Source organism: Bradyrhizobium ottawaense (assembly GCF_900099825.1).
Classification (GTDB): domain Bacteria; phylum Pseudomonadota; class Alphaproteobacteria; order Rhizobiales; family Xanthobacteraceae; genus Bradyrhizobium; species Bradyrhizobium ottawaense_A.
The window spans coordinates 6,403,890-6,423,850 of the sequence record NZ_LT629693.1 but is presented as its reverse complement, the minus strand read 5'-3'; the positions used below and the strand labels follow the sequence as shown (position 1 = coordinate 6,423,850).

The 19,961-nt window shown below is 60.3% G+C and carries 22 protein-coding genes; 1 reads left to right on the top strand and 21 read right to left on the bottom strand.

Features of this window, described 5'->3' with window-relative positions:
- Positions 1–38: 38 nt before the first annotated feature.
- The 19 genes from trbL to BLR13_RS41995 form a co-directional block, all read right to left on the bottom strand.
- A complete protein-coding gene (trbL, locus tag BLR13_RS30105; protein WP_074816252.1) occupies positions 39–1,268 on the bottom strand; it encodes a P-type conjugative transfer protein TrbL in 1,230 nt (409 codons plus the stop codon).
- Complete coding sequence (gene trbK-alt, locus BLR13_RS30100; RefSeq protein ID WP_074816254.1) at positions 1,265–1,636, bottom strand: putative entry exclusion protein TrbK-alt; 372 nt, start codon at positions 1,634–1,636, stop codon at positions 1,265–1,267. Before trbK-alt ends, trbL begins: the two co-directional genes overlap by 4 nt.
- The gene (trbJ, locus tag BLR13_RS30095) at positions 1,636–2,367 is read right to left on the bottom strand and encodes a P-type conjugative transfer protein TrbJ (protein WP_074816258.1); all 732 of its coding nucleotides are present in this window, start codon (positions 2,365–2,367) and stop codon (positions 1,636–1,638) included. The genes trbK-alt and trbJ overlap by 1 nt, the downstream gene beginning before the upstream one ends.
- Positions 2,364–4,805 (bottom strand): conjugal transfer protein TrbE, encoded by a 2,442-nt coding sequence (trbE, locus tag BLR13_RS30090; protein ID WP_074816262.1) that lies wholly within the window; start codon positions 4,803–4,805, stop codon positions 2,364–2,366. The genes trbJ and trbE overlap by 4 nt, the downstream gene beginning before the upstream one ends.
- A 10-nt stretch (positions 4,806–4,815) precedes the next feature.
- Positions 4,816–5,079 (bottom strand): VirB3 family type IV secretion system protein, encoded by a 264-nt coding sequence (locus BLR13_RS30085; protein WP_074816266.1) that lies wholly within the window; start codon positions 5,077–5,079, stop codon positions 4,816–4,818.
- A complete protein-coding gene (locus BLR13_RS30080) occupies positions 5,079–5,405 on the bottom strand; it encodes a TrbC/VirB2 family protein (protein ID WP_074816269.1) in 327 nt (108 codons plus the stop codon). Before BLR13_RS30080 ends, BLR13_RS30085 begins: the two co-directional genes overlap by 1 nt.
- Position 5,406: 1 nt before the next feature.
- Positions 5,407–6,321 carry a P-type conjugative transfer ATPase TrbB gene (gene trbB, locus BLR13_RS30075; protein ID WP_171944921.1) on the bottom strand — a complete coding sequence of 305 codons (915 nt, stop codon included), beginning with the start codon at positions 6,319–6,321 and terminating at the stop codon, positions 5,407–5,409.
- Positions 6,322–6,596: 275 nt separating this feature from the next.
- Positions 6,597–7,904 (bottom strand): MFS transporter, encoded by a 1,308-nt coding sequence (locus BLR13_RS30070; protein ID WP_074816273.1) that lies wholly within the window; start codon positions 7,902–7,904, stop codon positions 6,597–6,599.
- An 85-nt stretch (positions 7,905–7,989) separates the two neighbouring features.
- A complete protein-coding gene (locus BLR13_RS30065) occupies positions 7,990–8,547 on the bottom strand; it encodes a hypothetical protein (protein WP_074816278.1) in 558 nt (185 codons plus the stop codon).
- A gap of 983 nt (positions 8,548–9,530) precedes the next feature.
- Positions 9,531–9,959, bottom strand: coding sequence for a CopG family transcriptional regulator (locus BLR13_RS30060; RefSeq protein WP_074816281.1), 429 nt, complete (start codon positions 9,957–9,959; stop codon positions 9,531–9,533).
- Positions 9,960–9,965: 6 nt separating this feature from the next.
- On the bottom strand, positions 9,966–11,954 hold the full coding sequence (locus BLR13_RS30055; protein ID WP_074816285.1) for a conjugal transfer protein TraG: 1,989 nt from the start codon (positions 11,952–11,954) through the stop codon (positions 9,966–9,968).
- A 40-nt stretch (positions 11,955–11,994) separates the two neighbouring features.
- The gene (locus BLR13_RS30050; protein WP_074816288.1) at positions 11,995–13,743 is read right to left on the bottom strand and encodes a relaxase/mobilization nuclease domain-containing protein; all 1,749 of its coding nucleotides are present in this window, start codon (positions 13,741–13,743) and stop codon (positions 11,995–11,997) included.
- A gap of 250 nt (positions 13,744–13,993) precedes the next feature.
- Positions 13,994–14,665 carry a lytic transglycosylase domain-containing protein gene (locus BLR13_RS30045; protein WP_433994287.1) on the bottom strand — a complete coding sequence of 224 codons (672 nt, stop codon included), beginning with the start codon at positions 14,663–14,665 and terminating at the stop codon, positions 13,994–13,996.
- Between the two features lie 224 nt (positions 14,666–14,889).
- Complete coding sequence (locus BLR13_RS30040; RefSeq protein ID WP_074830946.1) at positions 14,890–15,372, bottom strand: S26 family signal peptidase; 483 nt, start codon at positions 15,370–15,372, stop codon at positions 14,890–14,892.
- A gap of 26 nt (positions 15,373–15,398) precedes the next feature.
- Positions 15,399–15,863 (bottom strand): DUF2840 domain-containing protein, encoded by a 465-nt coding sequence (locus BLR13_RS30035; protein WP_074816291.1) that lies wholly within the window; start codon positions 15,861–15,863, stop codon positions 15,399–15,401.
- A gap of 125 nt (positions 15,864–15,988) precedes the next feature.
- Positions 15,989–16,270: a helix-turn-helix transcriptional regulator gene (locus tag BLR13_RS30030; protein ID WP_074816293.1), complete on the bottom strand. Its 282-nt coding sequence runs from the start codon at positions 16,268–16,270 to the stop codon at positions 15,989–15,991.
- Positions 16,271–16,399: 129 nt separating this feature from the next.
- Complete coding sequence (locus tag BLR13_RS30025) at positions 16,400–16,840, bottom strand: DUF2285 domain-containing protein (RefSeq protein WP_349532586.1); 441 nt, start codon at positions 16,838–16,840, stop codon at positions 16,400–16,402.
- A 136-nt stretch (positions 16,841–16,976) separates the two neighbouring features.
- Entirely contained in the window at positions 16,977–17,171 is a 195-nt protein-coding gene (locus BLR13_RS30020) for a transcriptional regulator domain-containing protein (protein ID WP_074816296.1), read from the bottom strand.
- 164 nt (positions 17,172–17,335) lie between these two features.
- On the bottom strand, positions 17,336–17,608 hold the full coding sequence (locus BLR13_RS41995) for a DUF2285 domain-containing protein (protein ID WP_074816299.1): 273 nt from the start codon (positions 17,606–17,608) through the stop codon (positions 17,336–17,338).
- A gap of 155 nt (positions 17,609–17,763) precedes the next feature.
- Between BLR13_RS41995 and BLR13_RS30010 the strand changes: the two genes are divergently transcribed.
- Entirely contained in the window at positions 17,764–18,018 is a 255-nt protein-coding gene (locus BLR13_RS30010) for a helix-turn-helix domain-containing protein (protein ID WP_074816305.1), read from the top strand.
- A gap of 321 nt (positions 18,019–18,339) precedes the next feature.
- Here BLR13_RS30010 and BLR13_RS30000 read toward each other — a convergent pair whose 3' ends face one another.
- Together BLR13_RS30000 and BLR13_RS29995 are read right to left on the bottom strand one after the other, a co-directional pair.
- On the bottom strand, positions 18,340–19,620 hold the full coding sequence (locus tag BLR13_RS30000) for a type II toxin-antitoxin system HipA family toxin (RefSeq protein WP_074816311.1): 1,281 nt from the start codon (positions 19,618–19,620) through the stop codon (positions 18,340–18,342).
- Positions 19,610–19,945, bottom strand: a complete 336-nt coding sequence (locus tag BLR13_RS29995) for a helix-turn-helix transcriptional regulator (RefSeq protein ID WP_074816315.1) — start codon at positions 19,943–19,945, stop codon at positions 19,610–19,612. The genes BLR13_RS30000 and BLR13_RS29995 overlap by 11 nt, the downstream gene beginning before the upstream one ends.
- Positions 19,946–19,961: the final 16 nt, after the last annotated feature.

The following is a 19,961-nucleotide window of genomic DNA, read 5'->3' as shown; positions in this document are numbered from 1 at the left end:
CAACGGCGGCGGTTGGCTAAAAGCGACGCTCAGTTGTGTCAGCGCTCTCCTTCGGACAGGTCGACGGAGGAGCCACTCCCGCCGTGGTCACCCGAGCGCACGGCGTGGCCGGCTGCCGACGCACCATGCCGAATTGTCTGGGCGCGTTTCATGCGCGATGCCCATTCAGGTTGCCCATCCGCGGAAGTGCTGACGGCCGGTTCACTCGCTTGCCCGTTACTGCCGAATGCGGCCGCAGCTCGACGTAACGGGCTCATGGTGGCCGAAGCACCAGCTTCAGCGACGCCGGCAAGACCGCCGCTTCGATAGGCTGCGGATGCACCGCTCAGAATGGTACCCCCGCCGCGCGCGGCGCCTGCGATGGCTCCGCCAGCGAGGCCGGCACCACCAGCGGCAAGACCTGCACCCGCCGCAACAACGCCGCCAGCAGCAAGGCCCGTTCCAATTGCGGCGCCGACGCCGAGTTGCGGTCCGCCAGACACCAGGCCGTTTGCGATTCCCGGCCCGAAGATACCGAGCCCCAACAACGAGAGCGCCGCGAGGACCAACGTCATCGCGTCTTCGATCGTCGGCTGGCCGCCAGCAAAACCAGAGGTAAACTGCGAGAACAGGGTCGAGCCGATACCAACGATGACGGCCAGGACCAGGACCTTGATTCCGGAGGATATGACGTTGCCCAAAACCCGCTCTGCCGCGAAGGCGGTCTTGCCAAACAGGCCAAAGGGAATGAGCACGAAGCCAGCAAGCGTCGTCAGCTTAAATTCAATCAGGGTAACGAAGAGCTGGATCGCCAGAATGAAGAAGGCGAGCAGCACCACGACCCATGCGAACAGGAGAACGACGATCTGGACAAAATTCTCGAAGAAACTGATGTAGCCCATCAGGCTCGAGATCGATTCGAGCAGCGGCCGGCCGGCGTCAAGTCCGACTTGGGCGATCTTTCCCGGTCGCAGGAAATCCGACGCAGATAAGCTTGCGCCGGACGCTTTCAGCCCAAGGCCTGCAGAGCTCTCAAAGACGATGCGCGCGAGATTATTCCAATTGCCGATAAGGTAGGCAAAGACACCGACGAAGAGCGTCTTCTTGACGAGGCGCGCGATGATGTCCTCGTCCGTTCCCCAACTCCAGAACAGCGCGGCAAGCGTGACGTCGATCGCAGCAAGGGTTGTTGCGAGATATCCGACGTCGCCACCCAAAAGCCCGAAGCCGTTATCGATGTAGTGTGTGAACGTTTCCAGAAATTGATCGATGACCCCGGTACCAGTCATGGCTTGCCCACCTCAGGTATCTCAACTGAGGGATAACCTTGCAGCACCCGGCTCTGATCCTTTGGCGCGGGCGTCAGGCCGGCGGCCGGATTACCGTGGCCGGAAACTGCGGCACCATCCTTCCTGCCAAGGAAACGACGCCGGTTTTCGGCCCACACCTTCTGGCAATGCTGATAGTTCGCCGCATCCTCCGAAGTGACACTGCGGCAGCGGGCGAGGTCGGAACCGTCGACGTCTACGGTCTGCTCTGCCTTTGACGGTGAAGACGTATCTTCTCCACCACGAAGCTGGATCGTGCAGGCTGCGACGACCAGTATCCCGACTGATGTGAGCAGCGACAACGCCTTGAAGGGGCTTGTATCGGTCATCAGTGGAACATCTGCACGTTGGAGGATTGATATCCCTGTCCCGGCGTCAGGAAACGTCGAAGCTGTTCTCGGCCCTGATCTTGCGCTGAGGCGCGCTGAGCTGCTTCAAGGCTCTGCGCCCTGCCTTGTGCTGCAACTGTTGCGGTGAGATCGGCGAGTTGTTGCGCCTGAAGCGCAAGGATCTGATTACCGGCCTGGGTCGCCTGCAGGGCGCCGCTGGCGCCTTGACTTGACGTCACAAGCGCCGACGTCTGGATACGGTTGGTGTCGAGATTGCCGACGACGCCGGCCTGGACCCGGAGCGTGTCTTGCAAAGCAGCAATTGAGTTCTGCCACCGCGATTGAGCGTTGACGATCAAGACTTGGCTCGACTGGCTGCCGCTGGCCGGCGCATAGTTGGTCGAGAACGCGCGATCGATCTGCTGAACGTCGTAAGCGATGCGCTGAGCCTGGGCCAGCAATTGCTGAGTCCGCTGGATCGATGATTGCAGTTGCTGCAGCGACGAATACGGCAGGTTTGCGAGATTCTTTGCCTGATTGATCAGCATCTGCGCCTGGTTCTGCAACGAGGTGATCTGATTGTTGATCTGCTGCAGCGCCCGCGCCGCGGTCAGGACGTTCTGGACGTAATTGTTGGGGTCGAAGACGATCGACTGCGCTCGTACGGGCACCGTGACGCCAAGCGTGATGGCGACGGTTCCAGCGACCAGCAAAGAGCTGAGACGGCTCATAGTGATCTCTCCAGGTTGCCGAGATTGGGGATGAGGTCTGCGGCCCAAGCGACGCCACGGTTCTGGAGCCAGGCGGGAACGAAGCCGTCACGTCCATGTTCGGCGAGTAGCTGCTCGATGGCAGCCTGGTCGGATTTGGAAGAGGCCGCGGTAAATGCGAGCGCAACTTCGCCGAGACCAAGTTCGAACATCCGGTTGCCGCGGCGAGACTGGCAGTAGTAGTCCCGCTTCGGCGTTGCCCGGCTCAGAAGTTCGATCTGGCGGTCGTTAAGGCCGAAGCGGCGGTAGATAGCTGATATCTGCGGCTCGATCGCCCGTTCGTTCGGCAGCAACAGGCGCGTTGGACAGCTTTCGATGATCGCCGGCGCGATCGCGGAGCCATCAATGTCCGAAAGCGATTGGGTGGCGAAAATGACGGACGCATTCTTCTTGCGAAGCGTTTTCAGCCACTCCCGGAGCTGGCCGGCAAAATCCTCGTCGTCGAGGGCAAGCCAACCCTCATCAACAATAAGAAGTGTGGGCCGGCCATCGAGACGGTCCCCAATACGATGAAAGAGGTAGGCCAGCACGGCCGGCGCCGCGCTCGTTCCGATCAACCCTTCGGTCTCGAAGGCCTGCACTGATGCTTCGCCAAGGCGCTCGAATTCGGCATCAAGCAGGCGCCCGGACGGACCGCCCAGGCAATAGGGTTGTAAGGCGCGTTTCAGGGAGTTGGATTGCAGGAGGACTGACAGGCCCGTCAGGGTGCGTTCCTGCATCGGCGCCGAAGCGAGAGACGTCAACGCCGACCACAGATGATCCTTCACCTCCGGGGTGATCTCGATCTTTTCCCGCGCCAGGATTGCTCCGATCCATTCAGTGGCCCACCCTCGTTCCGAGGGATCGTCGATCCAGGCCAATGGTTGCAGGGCAACGGGGTTTTCGTCCCCGTCGGACAACGCACCGCCGAGATCGTGCCAATCGCCTCCCATGGCGAGCGCGGCCGCGCGGATCGAACCACCGAAATCGAACGCAAAGACCTGAGAATTCGGGTAACGGCGGAACTGCAGCGCCATCAGCGCAAGCAACACGGACTTGCCAGCTCCCGTCGGCCCCACCACGAGGGTATGGCCGACGTCGCCGACATGGAGGGAGAGCCGGAATGGGGTCGACCCCTCGGTCTTGCCGAACAGGAGAGGCGGGCCTTTGAAATGCAGGTCTCTCGCCTCACCCGCCCACACGGCCGACATCGGGATCATATGGGCGAGGTTGAGGGTCGAAATCGGCGGCTGCCGTACGTTGGCATACACGTGCCCCGGCAGGCTGCCGAGCCAGGCTTCGACGGCGTTCACCGTCTCGATCATGCAGGTGAAATCACGGCCCTGAATGACCTTCTCGACCAGCCGCAGCTTTTCGTCGGCTGCACCGGGATCGCCGTCCCAGACGGTGATAGTTGCCGTCACAAAGGCCTGTCCGATCTGATCGGAACCCAGTTCCTGCAGGGCGGCGTCGGCGTCGATCGCCTTGTTGTGGGCGTCGGTATCAAGGAGCGTCGATGCCTCGTTGGTCATGACCTCCTTGAGAATGGCGCCAATGGACTTTCTCTTGGCGAACCACTGGCGGCGGATTTTGGTCAGAAGCTTGGTGGCATCGGTCTTGTCGAGCATGATTGCGCGCGTCGACCAGCGATACGAAAATGCCAGGCGATTGAGGTCATCCAGAATTCCTGGGGTCGTCGTGCCTGGGAAGCCGACAATCGTAAGAACTCGCACGTTGGCTGAGCCCAACATCGGCTCGAGCCCGCCGGTCAGCGGCTGGTCGGCCAACAGCGCATCGATGTACATGGGAATTTCGGGCACGCGAACGCGATGACGCTTGGTCGAAATCGTTGAGTGCAGGTAGGTCAGCGTGTCCTGATCATCGAGCCAGGCGCATTCCGGCATGAACCCTTCAAGGAGCTGAAGCACGCGGTTGGTTTGATCGACAAACCCGCGGAGCACCTCGCGAGCGTCTGCCCCAACGGTGCGATCGCGCCCCTCATAGAGCAGTCGCTCTGCCCTGGCGGCCCCCTCCTCCGGTGGCAGATAGAGGAAGGTCAGGAAATAACTGGACTCATAGTGGGCGCCTGCCTCCTCGAATTGTGCTCTGCGCTCGGCGTCGACCAGCGCAGACGCGACATCTGGAAAGGTGTTCGGCGGGTAAGCACCCGCAAAATGGCGTTGCGCCTCAACGAATACCGCCCAGCCTGATCCGAGACGGCGCAAGGCATTATTCAGACGCCCTGCGACGGCGACAAGTTCAGCTGGCACCGCACTGTCGAGGTCAGGTCCCCGGAACTTTGCTGTCCGTTGGAACGAACCATCTTTATTCAGGATGATTCCCTCGTCGACCAGGGCTGCCCAAGGCAGGAAGTCCGCAAGACGAGCATTGGAATGGCGATATTCGGCGAGATTCATCATGACGGAGAGCTCAGACGTTGAGATGACCGGGAATGCGCAGATGTCGGCGCACCACATCGACGAAGGCGGGATCGCGCTTGGCGGCCCAGACGGCGACCATGTGGCCGATGAACCAGAGGACGAGACCCGCGATCCACAGCCGCAGTCCAAGTCCAAGGGCGGCCGCCAGCGTGCCGTTGACGATCGCGACCGACCGCGGCGCACCGCCCATCAGGATCGGCTCGGTGAGCGCGCGGTGAACCGGCACGACAAAACCTGCGACCGGGTCATCCATCAGATCGCCACGCCGCCGCCGAAGGAGAAGAACGACAGAAAAAAGCTCGAGGCTGCAAACGCGATCGACAGACCAAACACGATCTGGATCAACCTGCGGAAGCCTCCGGACGAATCCCCGAACGCGAGCGTCAGGCCGGTGACAACGATGATGATAACGGCGATGATCTTCGCGACCGGACCTTCAACCGACTGCAGGATCTGATTGAGCGGCTGCTCCCACGGCATGTTCGAGCCAGCTGCCCAGGCCGGAGCGGTCATCAAGAGAAACGTGCCGGAAGCTGCCAATGAAGCGGCTTCTCGAAGAAAGCGAAATTGCGGACGCATGTCAGTCTCCTGCTGGTGAAAGGCTGTAGTCGCCGGCGGACCCAAGCCCCGTGACGAGGGCAAGTTCGGCGAGGCGACGATCGGTACCGCGGCCGGCAAGCACCGCGAGGAGGTTGATGGTCTCGGCGATCAGGGCGCGCGGAACCGTGATGACAGCTTCCTGGATAAGCTGCTCGAGCCGCCGCAGCGCGCCGAGCGCGGTCCCGGCATGGATGGTGCCGATGCCGCCGGGGTGACCGGTGCCCCAGGCCTTGAGCAGGTCGAGCGCTTCGGCACCGCGGACCTCGCCGATCGGGATGCGGTCAGGGCGCAGTCGGAGCGAGGACCGAACGAGATCCGATAGTGTGGCTACGCCGTCCTTGGTCCGCAGCGCGACAAGATTGGGCGCCTTGCATTGAAGTTCGCGCGTATCTTCGATCAGGACGACCCGATCGGACGTCTTTGCTACTTCGGCCAGAAGCGCGTTGGTCAACGTGGTCTTTCCGGTCGACGTACCGCCGGCGACGAGGATGTTCTTGCGCGCGACGACTGCAGCCCTTAAGGCGCTGGCCTGCTCCGAGGTCATGGTTCCCGCGGCGACGTAGTCGTCGAGTGTAAACACGGCGACCGCGGGCTTGCGGATAGCAAAGGCAGGAGCTGCAACGACGGGAGGCAAGAGACCTTCGAAACGCTCTCCGGTCCCGGGTAGTTCGGCCGAGACGCGTGGTGAGCCAGCATGCACCTCCGCGCCTACGTGGTGCGCCACCAGACGAACGATGCGCTCGCCGTCCGCCGCAGACAAGGTTTCGCCCGTATCAACAAGGCCACTCGACAGCCGGTCAATCCACAACCGTCCATCTGGATTGAGCATGACCTCGATGATCGATTCATCTTCGAGGTAGCTCGCGATCGCCGTACCCAGTGCGCTACGCAGCATTCGCGCACCGCGCGAATTCGCCTCTGATTGAAAGGAATGTATTACCACCGTCGTCCCCACCGAATGAAGACGTCTAAAGAGCGTCCTCAGATGCGATGATTAGAGAACTCACGACCGACTGGCGCAACAAGCGCGTTGAGCGATCGTAGACCAGCGTAGAAAAAGAAGGACTGCGAACGGAATTTTGACGTCCACCCGATCGCATTAGTTCGATAGCGATGAATATTGATCAGTGCTGGTCGCGAAGGCCGACCCGTAAAGTTGCAGGTCGCTACTCACCACTCCGCATCGTCATCCACGGGCATCAGTACGACCGTTTGCTCGTACGAAGTGTCGGGTTCGACTACGTCGGAAACGCTAACCGGCACGAAGAGGAGAATTGAACCCATCAACCAGGTGAAGGATCGGAACCACGGTAGCGCGAACCAGACCAACGCCGCGACCTGCAGTGATACGTTGAGACCGAACGCGACTTGATAGGCCAGGATGGGCCTATGGCCATCCTCCGTGGACCACTGCTCCAGGATCAGACCCGTCCCGTATTGGGCCAGAAATGCCGACCCGAAGTGAAGAACATTCAAGGCGCCGTTGGCACGACCAGCAAGCTCAGGCGGAAAGTAATCAGCTATCACCGCGAAGCTGACCACGGTTGCCGTTCCCGCAATTGCTATAACTGACCACAGCAAAATGGACGGCAAAGGCACGCGCAGGATCAAGGCAAGCTCGGCTGCGATGAATAGCACCGCGACAACAGCCCATATTGTCTCGGCTCCGAATCCTCTTCGTCTGATGCAGTGGAGCGTCGCACCGAACAACCAAGCACCGACGCTTAGTACGATTGACATGATGAACAGCTGTCCGACGAGACTCGCGCGATCAAGTCCCTCCACGTCTATCAGCCACGGCGAAGCCCACAATCCCTGCAGAGACCAGGCCGACCCCACGCAAGTCGCTGACAATGGGGCAATTCGCCAGAAACGCCTATCGCGAAAAACAGAGCTAAGAGTGGCGGGGATTGATGCCGTTGACGGGGTCATGACTCGTTCAGGAACAACGACATAGATAAGTACGGCCGTGGCACAGGTCGTGGCCGCCAGGATTTCAAAGAGCTGTTGCCATCCCATCCAGGCGAGTAGGTGCTCGGCGGGAGCCGTGGCGGTCACCGCTCCTAGCGACCCCAGCATGATCATGTAGCCGTTCAGCAAGGCCACTCGTTCCCTGGGAAACCAGAGAACGATGGACTTCAGTCCGGCCGTCAGCGCCGCCGCCACGCCAAGCCCGATCATTGCACGCGCGATCAAAAGTGACAGCAATCCGGTAGAAATCGAGAACAATCCAGCGCCCGCCGCGGCGATCAGGAGCAATGCACTCTGGACGCGGCGCGGGCCAAAGCGGTCCAACAATATGCCGACGGGGATCTGGGCCGCCGCGAAGACCAGGAAATAGACAGACGTAAGCAACCCGAGGTCTGCAGTACCCAACCCGGTATCCGAACTGAGACGACCAGAGATCAGAGCGTTGATCGTTCGGAACAGATATGAAAGATAGTATCCGGCAGCAAACGGAAGGAAAACGCACGCCATGAGCTGCCAGGACTCTGCCTTTCGCTCCCTCGATATGCGCCCATTTCTCGCCGCGAGAGGATCCGGTGCCCACTCACTGACTCGATTAGCAGAACGGGTTTTGTAACCTGGTGCGAAAGTTACCATTGCCGTCGCCCTCCTGGGCGACAGCGGCTAGCTCGGGCTCGGCTTTTACGACGGCTGCAGCGTCTTGGTCTGGCTTAGACACAGCGGAAGTGGTGTAGATTTCAACGTCATCTCCGGAGCTATCGCGTCCGGTCGTACTGAGTCGATTAATCGTCTCCTGTAAGAGCGGTTGATCCTGCGCGGCTCGTCTGCCCACCTGCTCGGCAAACACTTCAAACCGTGCGAAGCCGATCTGGCATGCGGCCCGCTGCTCTGATTGAGCCAAGGGTGGCGAAACTGTGAGATGATATCGGACATGCAGTGCGGCAACTTCACTCACAATCTTCAGGTTATGTTCAACCCGATTGAGTTGGTTCTCGATCGAATTGAGGCGCTTCAATAGCGGGTCTTCGTCGACGGAACCGCCATTCAGGCATAGAAAACGATCAAGCGCCTGCTCTACGATTTGGGCGTTATGTACTCCCTTGAGGCGGGCAAAAGCCTCCAGCCGCTCGGTCAGCTCAATTGAAATCTGCATGCCGCCTTCTCTTGCTCGCTCTGCTCGTTCCGAGCCGATAGCGCACCCAGCTTTCGTCGGCTTGGCTAAATTGCTGCGGTCGTAGGCTGGCGTAGAAAACGGAGGAGGACTGGCATGAGATTGCCGAGCTGGTAAAGGCTAGCGGGGTTTCGACCTGGCACCCTGAAGATGTCGTCAGACTTAAGCGCGGAATGCCCGCAAAGATCAGCTACATGTTTGTCCAAAAGCGGCTTGAGCGGCTCGACGCTGTCGAGCGTGGGAAGCGGCAATAAAAGCGGCAAAGAAAACTATTGATATTGTTATATATTTTGGCAGAAATGAAAGCGGCAAAAATGGACGTATCCGCAATGGAACTCCTCCTGCCAGATGATCGGCAGGAACTCGAAGATTTGGCTACGGACCTAGTGGCCAAAACCAACACGCTGGCTGGACGCCTACACCCTGTTATGCAGGCTTCGGTAGGCGACCTCGTGTGTTCAATGAACTGCTATTAGCCTCGCCAAAAAAACGCTCAATGTGTTGTTAGGTGAAGATACGCCGACCTGGACTGTGCCTTTACGGAGTGCTTGGTCACGTTTCGTAACCGGCCTGATATTTCGAAATCCAGAGCGCGTTAGGGAAACCAGGAAGTCTTTTGGCTTCGTGACTACGACAACCGCGTGGAAGAGTACAATCGCGCGAAGAAGCCTCGCGAGCCTGGTCACGTCGATTACATCGCATCATCCTCGGAACGGGTTGGTCTGAAGCCGAATCAATGAGCTGGAGTGGTGGACAATTGATGTTACCAAGGTCGGGCGCAAGCTGCTTACGTCAGACAGACCCGTCATCCTCGAACATGGACTTGCCCGCCCACACTCTCACCTTTTGCTACCGACCGCGTGGACACCGGCCTCGTAGATTGTCGTAGGCAAAGAAAGAAACGGCCCGGTGGCTGGACAGAGCGCACGTTTCTCGACGGCAAGCTCGATGTAAAGAACAGTGTTTCAACTACCGGGTTCGTCGACCTTCGTATGAATGATATCGTGGGGAATCTCCCGCAGAAAGCTCTGGCCCTTTTGCAAACGGCGGCCCAGCGCTTCGACAAATCCTTCAAAGCGCTCCCGCCCCTTGAGTTGCGCTACCGCCTGCGCGGCGTTCGGCAACGGTGGCGTAATCGTCAACCAGAAGCGAATGAAGAGAGCCAGGGTTTCAGCCGACAAGCCGACGTCTCGTTCCAGCCTCTGCATCTGACGCGATAGCCGGTCGAGGCGACGGGTAAATGCTGCCTCCTGCCTGTCCGCTCCGTCCGGTGACAGAAATGAAGCGACTGCCGCTTCCACGATCGCAGACCGGGAAAGCCTCTTGCGATCGGCAAGGTCCGTGATCTGCTTTAGAAGCTCGGGCGGGAAATACACGTTCATCCGGTCGCGCATGTTGCCTCACAGTTCCATACCGTCATTCGGGTCCATGGCGGCCTGACTGGCGACGCCGCGCATTTGCTGACGAAGAAATCGAGACTGGCGGACCGCGTCCTCATCGTCGTCAAGAACGACCGCAAATTCTTCTGTAGGCGTCGGCTCGATCGCCTCCTTGACGATGGCGAGATGATCGGGGAGTTCGGGCTCACGGCGAAGACCGCTGTTGGCCGTGTCTTCTCCTGCTTGCTCCGCTCGGTCGGTTGGAAGCGCCGCCGGCATGAGCGTTCCAAGAGTAGACCATCCATCGGTACGCGATGACCGGCCGGAGGCCGCAGGATCGGGCGGCGGCAAGACCCGCTCGCTAAACCGCCGATCCTCGTAGTAGCGAACCTTCTTCGCTCGGATCGGCGGCGTGCCCGCCACCATGACGATTTCCTCTCCGGGCGGAAGCTGCATGACCTCACCTGGGGTAAGCAGCGGCCTCGCGGTTTCCTGCCGCGAGACCATCAGGTGCCCGAGCCAGGGGTTCAACCTGTGCCCGGCATAGTTCTTCATCGCTCGCATCTCGGTCGCCGTACCGAGCGCGTCGGACACCCGCTTGGCGGTCCGCTCGTCATTGGTCGCAAAGCTGACGCGAACGTGGCAATTATCGAGAATTGCATTGTTGGGCCCATAGGCCTTCTCGATCTGATTGAGGGACTGCGCGATCAGGAAGCCCTTGATCCCATAACCCGCCATGAACGCGAGCGCTGACTCGAAGAAATCGAGACGCCCCAGCGCCGGGAACTCGTCGAGCATCATCAGGACACGGTGACGACGGTCGCTCGCGTGCAAATCCTCGGTCAAGCGCCGGCCGATCTGGTTCAGTACAAGACGGATCAACGGTTTGGTCCGTGAGATGTCGGAAGGTGGCACCACGAGATACAGTGTCGTCGGTCTGACATCGGCGGTCAGGTCTGCGATCCGCCAGTCGCAATGGCGCGTCACCCGGGCCACTACGGGATCGCGGTAAAGGCCGAGAAACGACATAGCGGTGGATAGGACGCCAGAGCGTTCATTCTCGGATTTGTTGAGAAGTTCACGCGCCGTTGAGGCTACGACGGGATGGGCGCCCCACTCGCCGAGGTGCGATGTAGTCATCATCGCCTTCAACGTCACCTCAATCGGCCGCTTCGGATCGGACAGGAAGGCGGCGACGCCGGCCAAGGTCTTGTCCGCCTCCGCATAGAGGACGTGGAGGATGGCGCCGACCAAGAGCGAATGACTGGTCTTTTCCCAATGGTTCCGCCTATCGAGGGAACCTTCGGGGTCGACTAGGACGTCGGCGACATTCTGGACGTCACGCACCTCCCACTCCCCGCGCCGGACCTCGAGCAGCGGATTGTAGGCCGACGACTTTGGGTTGGTTGGGTCGAACAAGAGGACGCGGCCATGCCGTGAACGGAAGCCGGCTGTCAGTTGCCAGTTCTCACCCTTGATGTCGTGAACGATGGCCGAACCAGGCCACGCGAGAAGCGAGGGGACGACGAGGCCGACACCCTTGCCGGACCGGGTGGGCGCGAAACACAACACGTGCTCCGGTCCGTCATGTCGAAGGTAGTTGCGGTCAAGCTTGCCCAGCACCACGCCATCCAGACCGAGAAGTCCGGCCGCTTGAACCTCCCGTTCATCGGCCCAGCGCGCCGAGCCATAGGTCTCGACATTCTTGGCCTCGCGCGCCCGCCAGACCGACATGCCGATCGCCACCGCAATTGAAACGAAGGTCCCCGACGCAGCAATGAAGGCGCCCTCGACAAAGACCTGCGGCGCATAGGCGTCGTAGACGAACCACCACCAGAAGAAGATTGGCGGGTAATAGACCTTCCAGCCCGACAATTCAAACCAAGGGCGTCCGAGCTCCGGCTGGTAGGCGAGCCGCCAGGCCGTCCACTCGGTCGCTCCCCAGATGGCGAGCAAAACGATCAGGCCGACAACGATCACCTGTCCCCAGAGGATTTTGGTTCCGGACATCCCAAACGTCCTTCGTGCAATTGAATTTGGCGAGTTCAAGCTAGAGGCCTAGGTCGCGCTTGCGACCAAAACCCCATTCAATGCCGCCGCCGTCCTTCACGACGCCGGTGACGTGCTGGCCAAGCTTCTTTTCGAGCTCGGGAGACCAGGGCGCGAGCTGGAAGCCAAGTCCGCCATCGATCATGGCGAAACGCCCCGACGCCAGCGTCAGCCGCTGGCGATACGTGCCTGCCACGTGCTCGCCGGAAGCGGCCTTCACGTGAGGCAGACCGGTGTCGGCCGAGACTCTTGCTGCCACCTCGTCCAGTTCGCGTCGGCGCAGCGTGTTCAGGAGGTCGCGTTGCAGAATAATGCGTTGGCCCTGCCGCCGCGCCAGACCTTCCTGGATCAGATGCTCGGTCCGGGCTTCCATGGCGTCGCGGGTCTCGCGACCGAATCCCCCCATGGCGAGTGGCATAGGGTCCCGCTCGACCAGGCGGTGGTCGAGCCAGGTCGCACCTCTCGCGGTGACCTGCGCACTGAGATCGAGATCGGAACGGGTCGCAAGCATCACGGTGGGGCTCGGCTCACCGGCTTGATCGAAGGGTCGCACTTCGACGATCCCGCCGGCCTGCGGTACATGTTCGAAGGCCTCGATCCCCCGGAAGCGGACGTGGTGCGCGCGTCCATCTGTTCCGTCGATCACGGCGTAGGCCTCGCCAGTCAGTTCGTCATGCAGTCCCCGATCAATCAAGCGTCCGACGATCCGGGATGTCGGCGGTCCACCTTCGATGACGTAGTCGGAAACGCCGCGCGCTTCCCCGCGCTCCGTGAAGGCGCGGCGCATGGTCATGATGATTTCGCCGCGCATGCCGAGGTCGCGGAGATTACGCTCAGTCTCTAGCCCGACCATCCACTCCCCTGGCGCAGCTGGTGCGGCAAGGCCCATCTTCTCCAGGTGCTGGAGCCGACCAACCATCAGGCGCCGGGTCTCGGGATCCGAACTGCCCGAATGATCGGGGCGAAGATCGATATAGCCGGTTTCATCAGCTGCCAGCCGGATCTCTTGATCGAGCCGCGTCCATCGCTCTGCCGTGACTTCCCTTTCCAACGAATTGCGGATCTCATGCTCTGGTTTGGGACCCAGTTCGATGGCGGCCAGGTCCTCAGCGCGGGAGCGCAGGCCCCGGCTGATGTAGTCGCGGGAGATCACGAGATCGGCCCCTTCCTCATCGATTCCCCGAACGAGAAGATGGACGTGAGGGTTGTCCGTGTTCCAGTGATCGACAGCTACCCAATCGAGCCGCGTGCCGAGGTCGATCTCCATCTGCCTGGCCAGGTCGCGGGTGAAAGCCCTGAGGTCGGTCATCTCGGCGGCATCCTCGGGCGAGACGATGAACCGGAAATGATGCCGGTCGTCCTGGCACCGTTCCGCGAAAGCCGCACCGTCGGCATCGAACATCTCGGCCCGCTCGCCGCTCCGGGTCACGCCATCGCGCTTCAGGTATGAAAGATGAGCCGTCAATGGTGCTGAACGGAAAGCTCGCCCTTTATGACGAACCACGCGCGCCTTAACCACCACGCGCCGTATGGTGCTGAACAACCGGCTGCGGCCAAAGGCGAGCCGGCCACGGCCGAACGTCGAGCGCCCGTAGACCGCGGAACGCTTGCCAGCCGCAGCTTGACCCGAGGTATGTCCAGCTTTCTTCGCGGCACGCAGCACCTGGTTGATGAAGCTCATCGGTTTCGGCGCGCGGGTGTTGCGAATGCGCCCGGGTCGAATACGCAGATCGCTGTCGCCCACCGTCATGACCGGGCCTCAAGAGGCGCGAGAGCACCTACAGTGCCGAAAATGTCCTTGATTGCATCGCTCAAAATACATGGCGCGGCACCCGCCCCGACCGACCGGCACGCCAGAGCCCAAGCCATGCCAATGACTTGCGGTTCGACCGGCGAGCCCCTTTTATCTCGCCGCCCTACTGTCGTGTTTCCCCACTGCCCTCGCGTATCCGCCCATTCTTCCCCAGGGCACGCTAATGCATACGAGCTTGCACATTCGGTCATCGCAAACCTCCCACATCAGATCTCGCGACGAAGAGCCCAGTGGCTTGAGGCACGATGGCCGAGATATCGCGAGCGGAGTCGGCCGTCGGAGTTCGGTTCGGTAGGCGAATAGGCTGCACCCAGACAAAGGTATTTGAGTTATCGGACCGCACAACGAAGAGCGCCGCTGCCGATGGCCGCAGACTCGCGACTGCGCTGGAAACGGCAATATCGCTGCCGACCACTGACGTAAGCTTGTCCAAATAGGCTTGGGTCTCGGCTGGCAATGGACGACCAGCAAGATGTTCTTCGTAGCGAGCAGGTCCCGCGTTGTAGGCTGCAAGGAAGCCCGGCGAACCGTACTGGTCGTGCAGTTCACGAAGGTACGCAGTACCTGCAAGAATGTTGTCCCGGGCATCGTAAGGATCGTTGCCGAGGCCGTACCGCAGGCGCAAGTCCGTCCAGGTATTCGGCATGATTTGCATCAGCCCCAAGGCGCCTTTCGGGGACCTGGCGCGAACATCTCCCGCGCTTTCCGCGCCTAAGACCGAGCGTATCCATTGCACGGGTACGCCGAAGCGACGCGAGGCATCGTCAATGAAACCCGCGAGGGGATCGCTAGTTCGGGAACTCGCTGTATGCGTTGCGGCTCGTGTCTCCCCTGCAGCAGAAAAGTCGCACACAGTCAGGAGAAAGAACAACGGTACGACGACGCGAACGCTCCTCCCGAACGACCGCAAGCATGCCGTCGTGCTCGCGCCCGTCCAGGGTAAAGCCGCTTCGCGCCGGCCTTTCGGCCGCCCTGGATCGCCGCTGCGCGCGACGGCTGCGCGGTTGTTGGTCGAGATGAAGAAATGGTGCCGCACTCGGTCGAACAGAGGAATGGCAGATCTAATTCCCAACACGCGCACGATCAGTCCTCCCAGGTCCACACAGGGAACGCTCGGCCAATCACGGCTGATGTCGGCAAGAACCCGAAATAGCGGCCATCCAGCGAGTTGACGGACTGCCAGTTCATGACAAAGAACTCGCCCTCGCCGACGACGCGGCAGCCCTGCCATTTGGGGAGCGGCCGGCCGCGGCCATCGCGATCTCGAGCTTCGCCCATTTCAATCGCGTCGACGGAAACGGTGAGCCCGCTTCTGCAGACGGTCTGCCCCGGAAGCGCCAGCACGCGTTTGAGCAACGGCACGCCGGCCGGCAGATAGCCGTTCAGGTCGAGGAAGATCGCAAGCGGTTCTGGGGGCTGAACCGCAACCAGCTCGGTGACAAACAGGTTGTCGGCGGAGCGCAAGCGATAGAGGCCGATCGGTACACTGTCGGACGCATTCCAGACGTAGAGCGGTGTCGTCTCCAGAACGGTCGGCGCGAAGAGGGCGGCCGCGCCGGCAAGCATCGCGGTCCACGTCTTCAAGCAGTTTTTCATCGCATGATCCTCTGCCGGTGAAGCCACGCCTGGTGTCGCGCTTTCGTGTAAGGACGCGGGTTCTCGTTGACAGACAGGCGGTTATGAACGTGATGCCAATAGTCGGGCGCAGCGTCCGCCGGATCGACGCCGAGCGCTTCGACCGCATCGATCAGCTGAAGCACCCGTTCGACCTTGGGCCAGCCAGGCAAACGCAGAAGAATCTCACCACCCGGCTTCACATACGGCACCGTCGAGCACCGCTGTCCCGGTGCGACCGCCCGTAAGATGTCGATCCGCGAGATCGCCGTTCCGAAGTCGCTCGACGTCCAGCGAACGAAAGCAAAGATGCTACCTGGCGCAAATGACAGGAGCCGTCGGCGAGGGTCGAGGATCTTTTCCTCGACGGCACGTCCGAACCGAATGCGGTTCTCGATGCGATTCTCGAGCCAAAGGAGTTCGACTTCCGTGACATCGGTCATGGTGTGCTCCGAGCTTTGGAAGACTGCTCGTTGCTTAGCTGGAGCGCGGGTAACGCACGAAAGAGCTCAAGCTGATCGGGCTCGGACAGGCATTTGCGCCGCATCGCCTTTGTTCCTCTTGGCAATTAGCGGCGTTCTTGGCCCGCATACGGGCGTAGGGTCGGATGTTTCTTGGCAGGCAGTACCGTGCCCTTGCCCGGATCCGATGTCGATTTCTTGGCACCAAGATCAGCCCAGGCCTTCAGATCGTCCAGCCCGTAGACGACGCGACCGCCGATCTTCCGATAGATCGGTCCTGTGCCGTACGTACGGTGCTTTTCAAGGGTGCGGCCGGAAAGGCCCAGATATCGCGCAGCCTCTGGCGTACGCAGGAATCGCGGCGGTAGGCCGGCCATTGGATCGGGCATTTGAGAGCTCTTTGATGACGACGCGTACCAGCGGTGGCGCCGGCGGGTGTGCGGTCATCATGGAGGAGCGGGCCCGCGCAGGGGATGCCGATGATCAAGGGGTTGATTTTCGATACCCCCGAAGAGGCACTACTTGCCTCTGCGCTTGGGCCGCAGAAGGTCGCGATAGCCGCCGCGCATCAATGCGAGGCCACTTTGCACGAGACGGATGGTTCGATTGCGCAGGTCGTGTGTTTTCCAGGCACGATCCGGGATGTGCTTCTTGCTAAACAGCGCCTCCGCAATTGAGCGGTAAATGCCGCCAGAATTGCGAGCATCGAGCGCGCGAATAGCAGCGCTCAGCCGCTCGCGCCGCTGTTTGGATAGCTCGTGAAAAGCGGGCCCCAGTGTGCGCCCGTTGATTGCGCGCCACAGCCTTCGGGCAGCATAAGCGCGTGCGTCGAAATCGCCGTCAAACGGCAACTCTGCCACATAATTGGTACCGATAGCGGGCGGCTCTTTTAGCCAGACACGATGCTCAAACGTGCCAACACGAAGGATGGCGTGCCATCCATCGGAGGCGCGCCGCACCTGGCCGGCCGCAAGATCGAGCAGCGGCTGGGGCGTGTCGTCCTTAAGGCGCGCCGTGGTTGCTGCAACTGGAACGACAGTCGGCAGAACCTCTGGCGCCCAAAAGATAACTTGCTTGCCACAGGACTCTTGCGGATCATGAGCGAAAGCAGATGCCCCACCTCCTCCGGAATTCCGGGGTTGCCTCGCCATCGGGACTGTTGGCGATCATCGCTTCGTAGTCGCGTCGGTAATCCGCATTGCGACGCAGGCATTCCCAGGCGATGTCGGTGATGTCAGCATTTTGCAGGCTCTTGTAGGATTCCGGCGAGCGCCAGTCGAACTCAGGCATTGCTTCCGCCCCATTCACAAAGCTAACGAGGATTGCGGCGCAATAATTCTGATCGATTGGGTTGTAGGAAGCCCCTATTTTGGCACCACGTGGTGCTCCGGGATGACCACCAATCAGCCGGAGAAAATTGTGCTGACGATGGATATAGGGTCGGTAGATTTCTTCTAATTCGAGCCGGCACCGTGCAAGAGGCGTCCCCGCTCTGTAACCCACTTAGCCCGCGCAAGATGAGTCAGGTATGCATTGTGCGCGCGGTCGGGTTCTCGCTCTGGATCGATATGTAACACTATTCGTGTAACTTCTCGCCAGTCGGCCCCCTCGCTCTCGGCTGCCAAGAGGCGCGCATACGTTATGACGTGCTGTCCGTCATAGGGCGTTAGCGCCGAATCGGTCGGCGCTACATCTGCGACGTCCGGGTCGAGTGGTGGCTTCTTCATAAGTCTCTACGCCTTAGTTCTGCCAACTTCTAGATCGGCGCCGCGGTCGCTGGAAGGGTCGAAAGGTTAAAACTTTGGTGCGCAACATTCGCCGCTTTACGTTTGTAGAGAATACTCCGTGGTGAAATACTCTTCAAGAATGTGGCTTCTCGTGTATGGACATACGCGAGATACTGGCCATCAATTTGAGAAAGCTCAGGAGAGCCCGCGGCTTGTCGCAGGAAGAGTTGGCCCATCGCGCGGAGATTGACCGGACCTATATCAGTGCCCTCGAGCGAAGTGTTTATGCGGCCGGAATTGATGTGGTCGATCGCCTGGCACGGGCCTTAGGCGTTGAAGCAGCCGACCTTCTTACCCGTCCAACGGCGTTCAGCGGAAAGAGAAAAACACGGGGTACGACCGTCAGCTAAGTGCGGGCGCGGTTCGAGATCCGATATAGGGAAATGTCGAGCTCTGTCCCTTTGCGAGCCGGGCCGAAGGCCCGGCGAGCGCCGGACGCGGACACGCGTCATCGCCGTTCAGATGACGCGCTCCATCAGGCGCTTTGCGTTGCCTTCCGGTTCGAGACGGCATCGTGATGCGCCTCCGGGCGAGCACCGTGATCCCAGCACGAAATCGAAGATTGCCCTCCGGCTTGCGGTTTTCCTCGTGCAGAACGATTTCGGTTACTTTCGATTCTCGGATCAAAATGTCGACTCGCGTCTGGCGTACCTCGCGGTTGAGATGCCCTTCTAATCGATCAGGTTTGTGACGGCTTCCGGTGCGCCCAGAAAGGCATACGGATTCAAAAATTGGCGACGCCAGAGGAAATTCCGATCTACCATGCTGAGCTTTGCCTCATCGCATACAGTGGGCCAGCGCTGCTTGATCGTTTTGATTTGTCTGGTGGCGAGCAGGATTGCCTCGGCGTTGTTGATCAGAAACAGCGGCGCCGCTTTCAGGCACAAAGCAATTTGGCTTGCGCGCTCCTGGCCCATGATCAGCATGGCTTGGGTGGCTTCTCCACCTGTCCGATTTTGCGGACAGATGTCATATGCAGGGGTCAAGGACAGTTCCTTACCGTTCCAGAAAGCGGCGTGATTGCGCGCGTGGTCATCGGTATTTCCACAGAGAATGTTGAACAGCATTCGAGCAAAGAGCTCTTTGAGCGTCTCCCTTGGCGCCTGAAATCGGTGGCGGATGATGGTCGCGAGTTGCTCATAGCTGGCATAGCGGGCCATGAGTTCGTCGAGCTCAAGCAGCGTGAGGGCGGAAACCATGGCTTTCCGACTCCAACCTCCTTCCATTTTCACGCGATCAAAGCGTTCGATAAGGAGGACGTCCTTTCCCGCTGCGCGTTCAAGGCTCACCGGGGCAACGGTCAGGCCGACATCAGCGGCCAGACGCATGGCGATGTACTCGGCCTTGACGACACCGTAGAGGTCGTTCTGCGATGAGAACTTCGCAACAAATTTCTTGTTGCCCGACGTGATCATCGTCTTGGGGCGCGCACCTCCGATCGAGGTTCCATGGAGAAGGGCCTGATCGAGTTCAGCCGGGAGCGGAACTCCCTTTTCAACCAGCGCTGCGGCGTTCAGGAGCTTGTCGAGGGAGACTTCAGCTCCTTCTCGCGCCAGGTAATTCGCGGAGGATGTCTGAAAATCCAATGCGCCGATGCGGTCTGAACCGGATTCCAACAGATAGGTGAACTCATCGACGCTACCCGGATCGACATTCCTGCTTTGCACTCCGAATTTTCGATTGATGATAATGCGGCGGCCCCATGCGTCAGGAGCTGCGTCGCGAATACAGCTCGGCATGCTCAACCCCGCCATGAGCGGCAGGATTCCGCTCCGCAGCGGCAATTCCGGTTCATAGAGGGGAATGGCATCCTTGCGCGCGAGGTAACTTCGCCCGTAGTTGAATACGAGTTGCTTGCCACTTGCCGACAGAAGGCCGGCGACGACGGGTTCTGTTTGATCTGGGAGCCAAACCCAGACAAAAGCCTGGGTGTTTTTGGCGTCAGAAGTCATCGTCGGCCTCGATACGTGGACTGCGAACCGATTTCGGCAGCAGCGCCATTATTTCGCGATTGGTCTCGACGGCCCTGGATAGTGCTGTCTGATCGGTATCGAACAGTCGCACGCCGACAATTGTCGAGACCTCGAACACCGCGCCAATCGTGCATCCGGGATCGCCCGTCTCGATGCGCCGCAGGAGACCACGCGAGATCCCTGCCCGGTCGGTCACATCGACGGCCTTGAGCTTGCGTTCGATGCGCGCCCTGCGAATGAGCTGGCCAAGAAGGGCCACCGCTTCAGCGGCATAGGGGGAGAGAGGGCGTTGGGTTTTCGACATGTATGGTCCATAAACA

What these genes read in the sequence shown, in the direction of transcription:
- trbL (WP_074816252.1), bottom strand. Translation starts at nt 1,268, where the DNA reads ATGACTGGTACCGGGGTCATCGATCAATTTCTGGAAACGTTCACACAC.
- trbK-alt (WP_074816254.1), bottom strand. Translation starts at nt 1,636, where the DNA reads ATGACCGATACAAGCCCCTTCAAGGCGTTGTCGCTGCTCACATCAGTC.
- trbB (WP_171944921.1), bottom strand. Translation starts at nt 6,321, where the DNA reads ATGCTGCGTAGCGCACTGGGTACGGCGATCGCGAGCTACCTCGAAGAT.
- BLR13_RS30030 (WP_074816293.1), bottom strand. Translation starts at nt 16,270, where the DNA reads ATGCCCGATCCAATGGCCGGCCTACCGCCGCGATTCCTGCGTACGCCA.
- trbJ (WP_074816258.1), bottom strand. Translation starts at nt 2,367, where the DNA reads ATGAGCCGTCTCAGCTCTTTGCTGGTCGCTGGAACCGTCGCCATCACG.
- BLR13_RS30070 (WP_074816273.1), bottom strand. Translation starts at nt 7,904, where the DNA reads ATGGCGTGCGTTTTCCTTCCGTTTGCTGCCGGATACTATCTTTCATAT.
- BLR13_RS30050 (WP_074816288.1), bottom strand. Translation starts at nt 13,743, where the DNA reads ATGACGGTGGGCGACAGCGATCTGCGTATTCGACCCGGGCGCATTCGC.
- BLR13_RS30080 (WP_074816269.1), bottom strand. Translation starts at nt 5,405, where the DNA reads ATGCGTCCGCAATTTCGCTTTCTTCGAGAAGCCGCTTCATTGGCAGCT.
- BLR13_RS30000 (WP_074816311.1), bottom strand. Translation starts at nt 19,620, where the DNA reads ATGACTTCTGACGCCAAAAACACCCAGGCTTTTGTCTGGGTTTGGCTC.
- BLR13_RS30020 (WP_074816296.1), bottom strand. Translation starts at nt 17,171, where the DNA reads ATGCCTGAGTTCGACTGGCGCTCGCCGGAATCCTACAAGAGCCTGCAA.
- BLR13_RS41995 (WP_074816299.1), bottom strand. Translation starts at nt 17,608, where the DNA reads ATGAAGAAGCCACCACTCGACCCGGACGTCGCAGATGTAGCGCCGACC.
- BLR13_RS29995 (WP_074816315.1), bottom strand. Translation starts at nt 19,945, where the DNA reads ATGTCGAAAACCCAACGCCCTCTCTCCCCCTATGCCGCTGAAGCGGTG.
- BLR13_RS30065 (WP_074816278.1), bottom strand. Translation starts at nt 8,547, where the DNA reads ATGCAGATTTCAATTGAGCTGACCGAGCGGCTGGAGGCTTTTGCCCGC.
- BLR13_RS30040 (WP_074830946.1), bottom strand. Translation starts at nt 15,372, where the DNA reads ATGCTTGCCGGCGCGGCCGCCCTCTTCGCGCCGACCGTTCTGGAGACG.
- BLR13_RS30010 (WP_074816305.1), top strand. Translation starts at nt 17,764, where the DNA reads ATGGACATACGCGAGATACTGGCCATCAATTTGAGAAAGCTCAGGAGA.
- BLR13_RS30060 (WP_074816281.1), bottom strand. Translation starts at nt 9,959, where the DNA reads ATGCGCGACCGGATGAACGTGTATTTCCCGCCCGAGCTTCTAAAGCAG.
- BLR13_RS30055 (WP_074816285.1), bottom strand. Translation starts at nt 11,954, where the DNA reads ATGTCCGGAACCAAAATCCTCTGGGGACAGGTGATCGTTGTCGGCCTG.
- BLR13_RS30035 (WP_074816291.1), bottom strand. Translation starts at nt 15,863, where the DNA reads ATGACCGATGTCACGGAAGTCGAACTCCTTTGGCTCGAGAATCGCATC.
- trbE (WP_074816262.1), bottom strand. Translation starts at nt 4,805, where the DNA reads ATGATGAATCTCGCCGAATATCGCCATTCCAATGCTCGTCTTGCGGAC.
- BLR13_RS30085 (WP_074816266.1), bottom strand. Translation starts at nt 5,079, where the DNA reads ATGGATGACCCGGTCGCAGGTTTTGTCGTGCCGGTTCACCGCGCGCTC.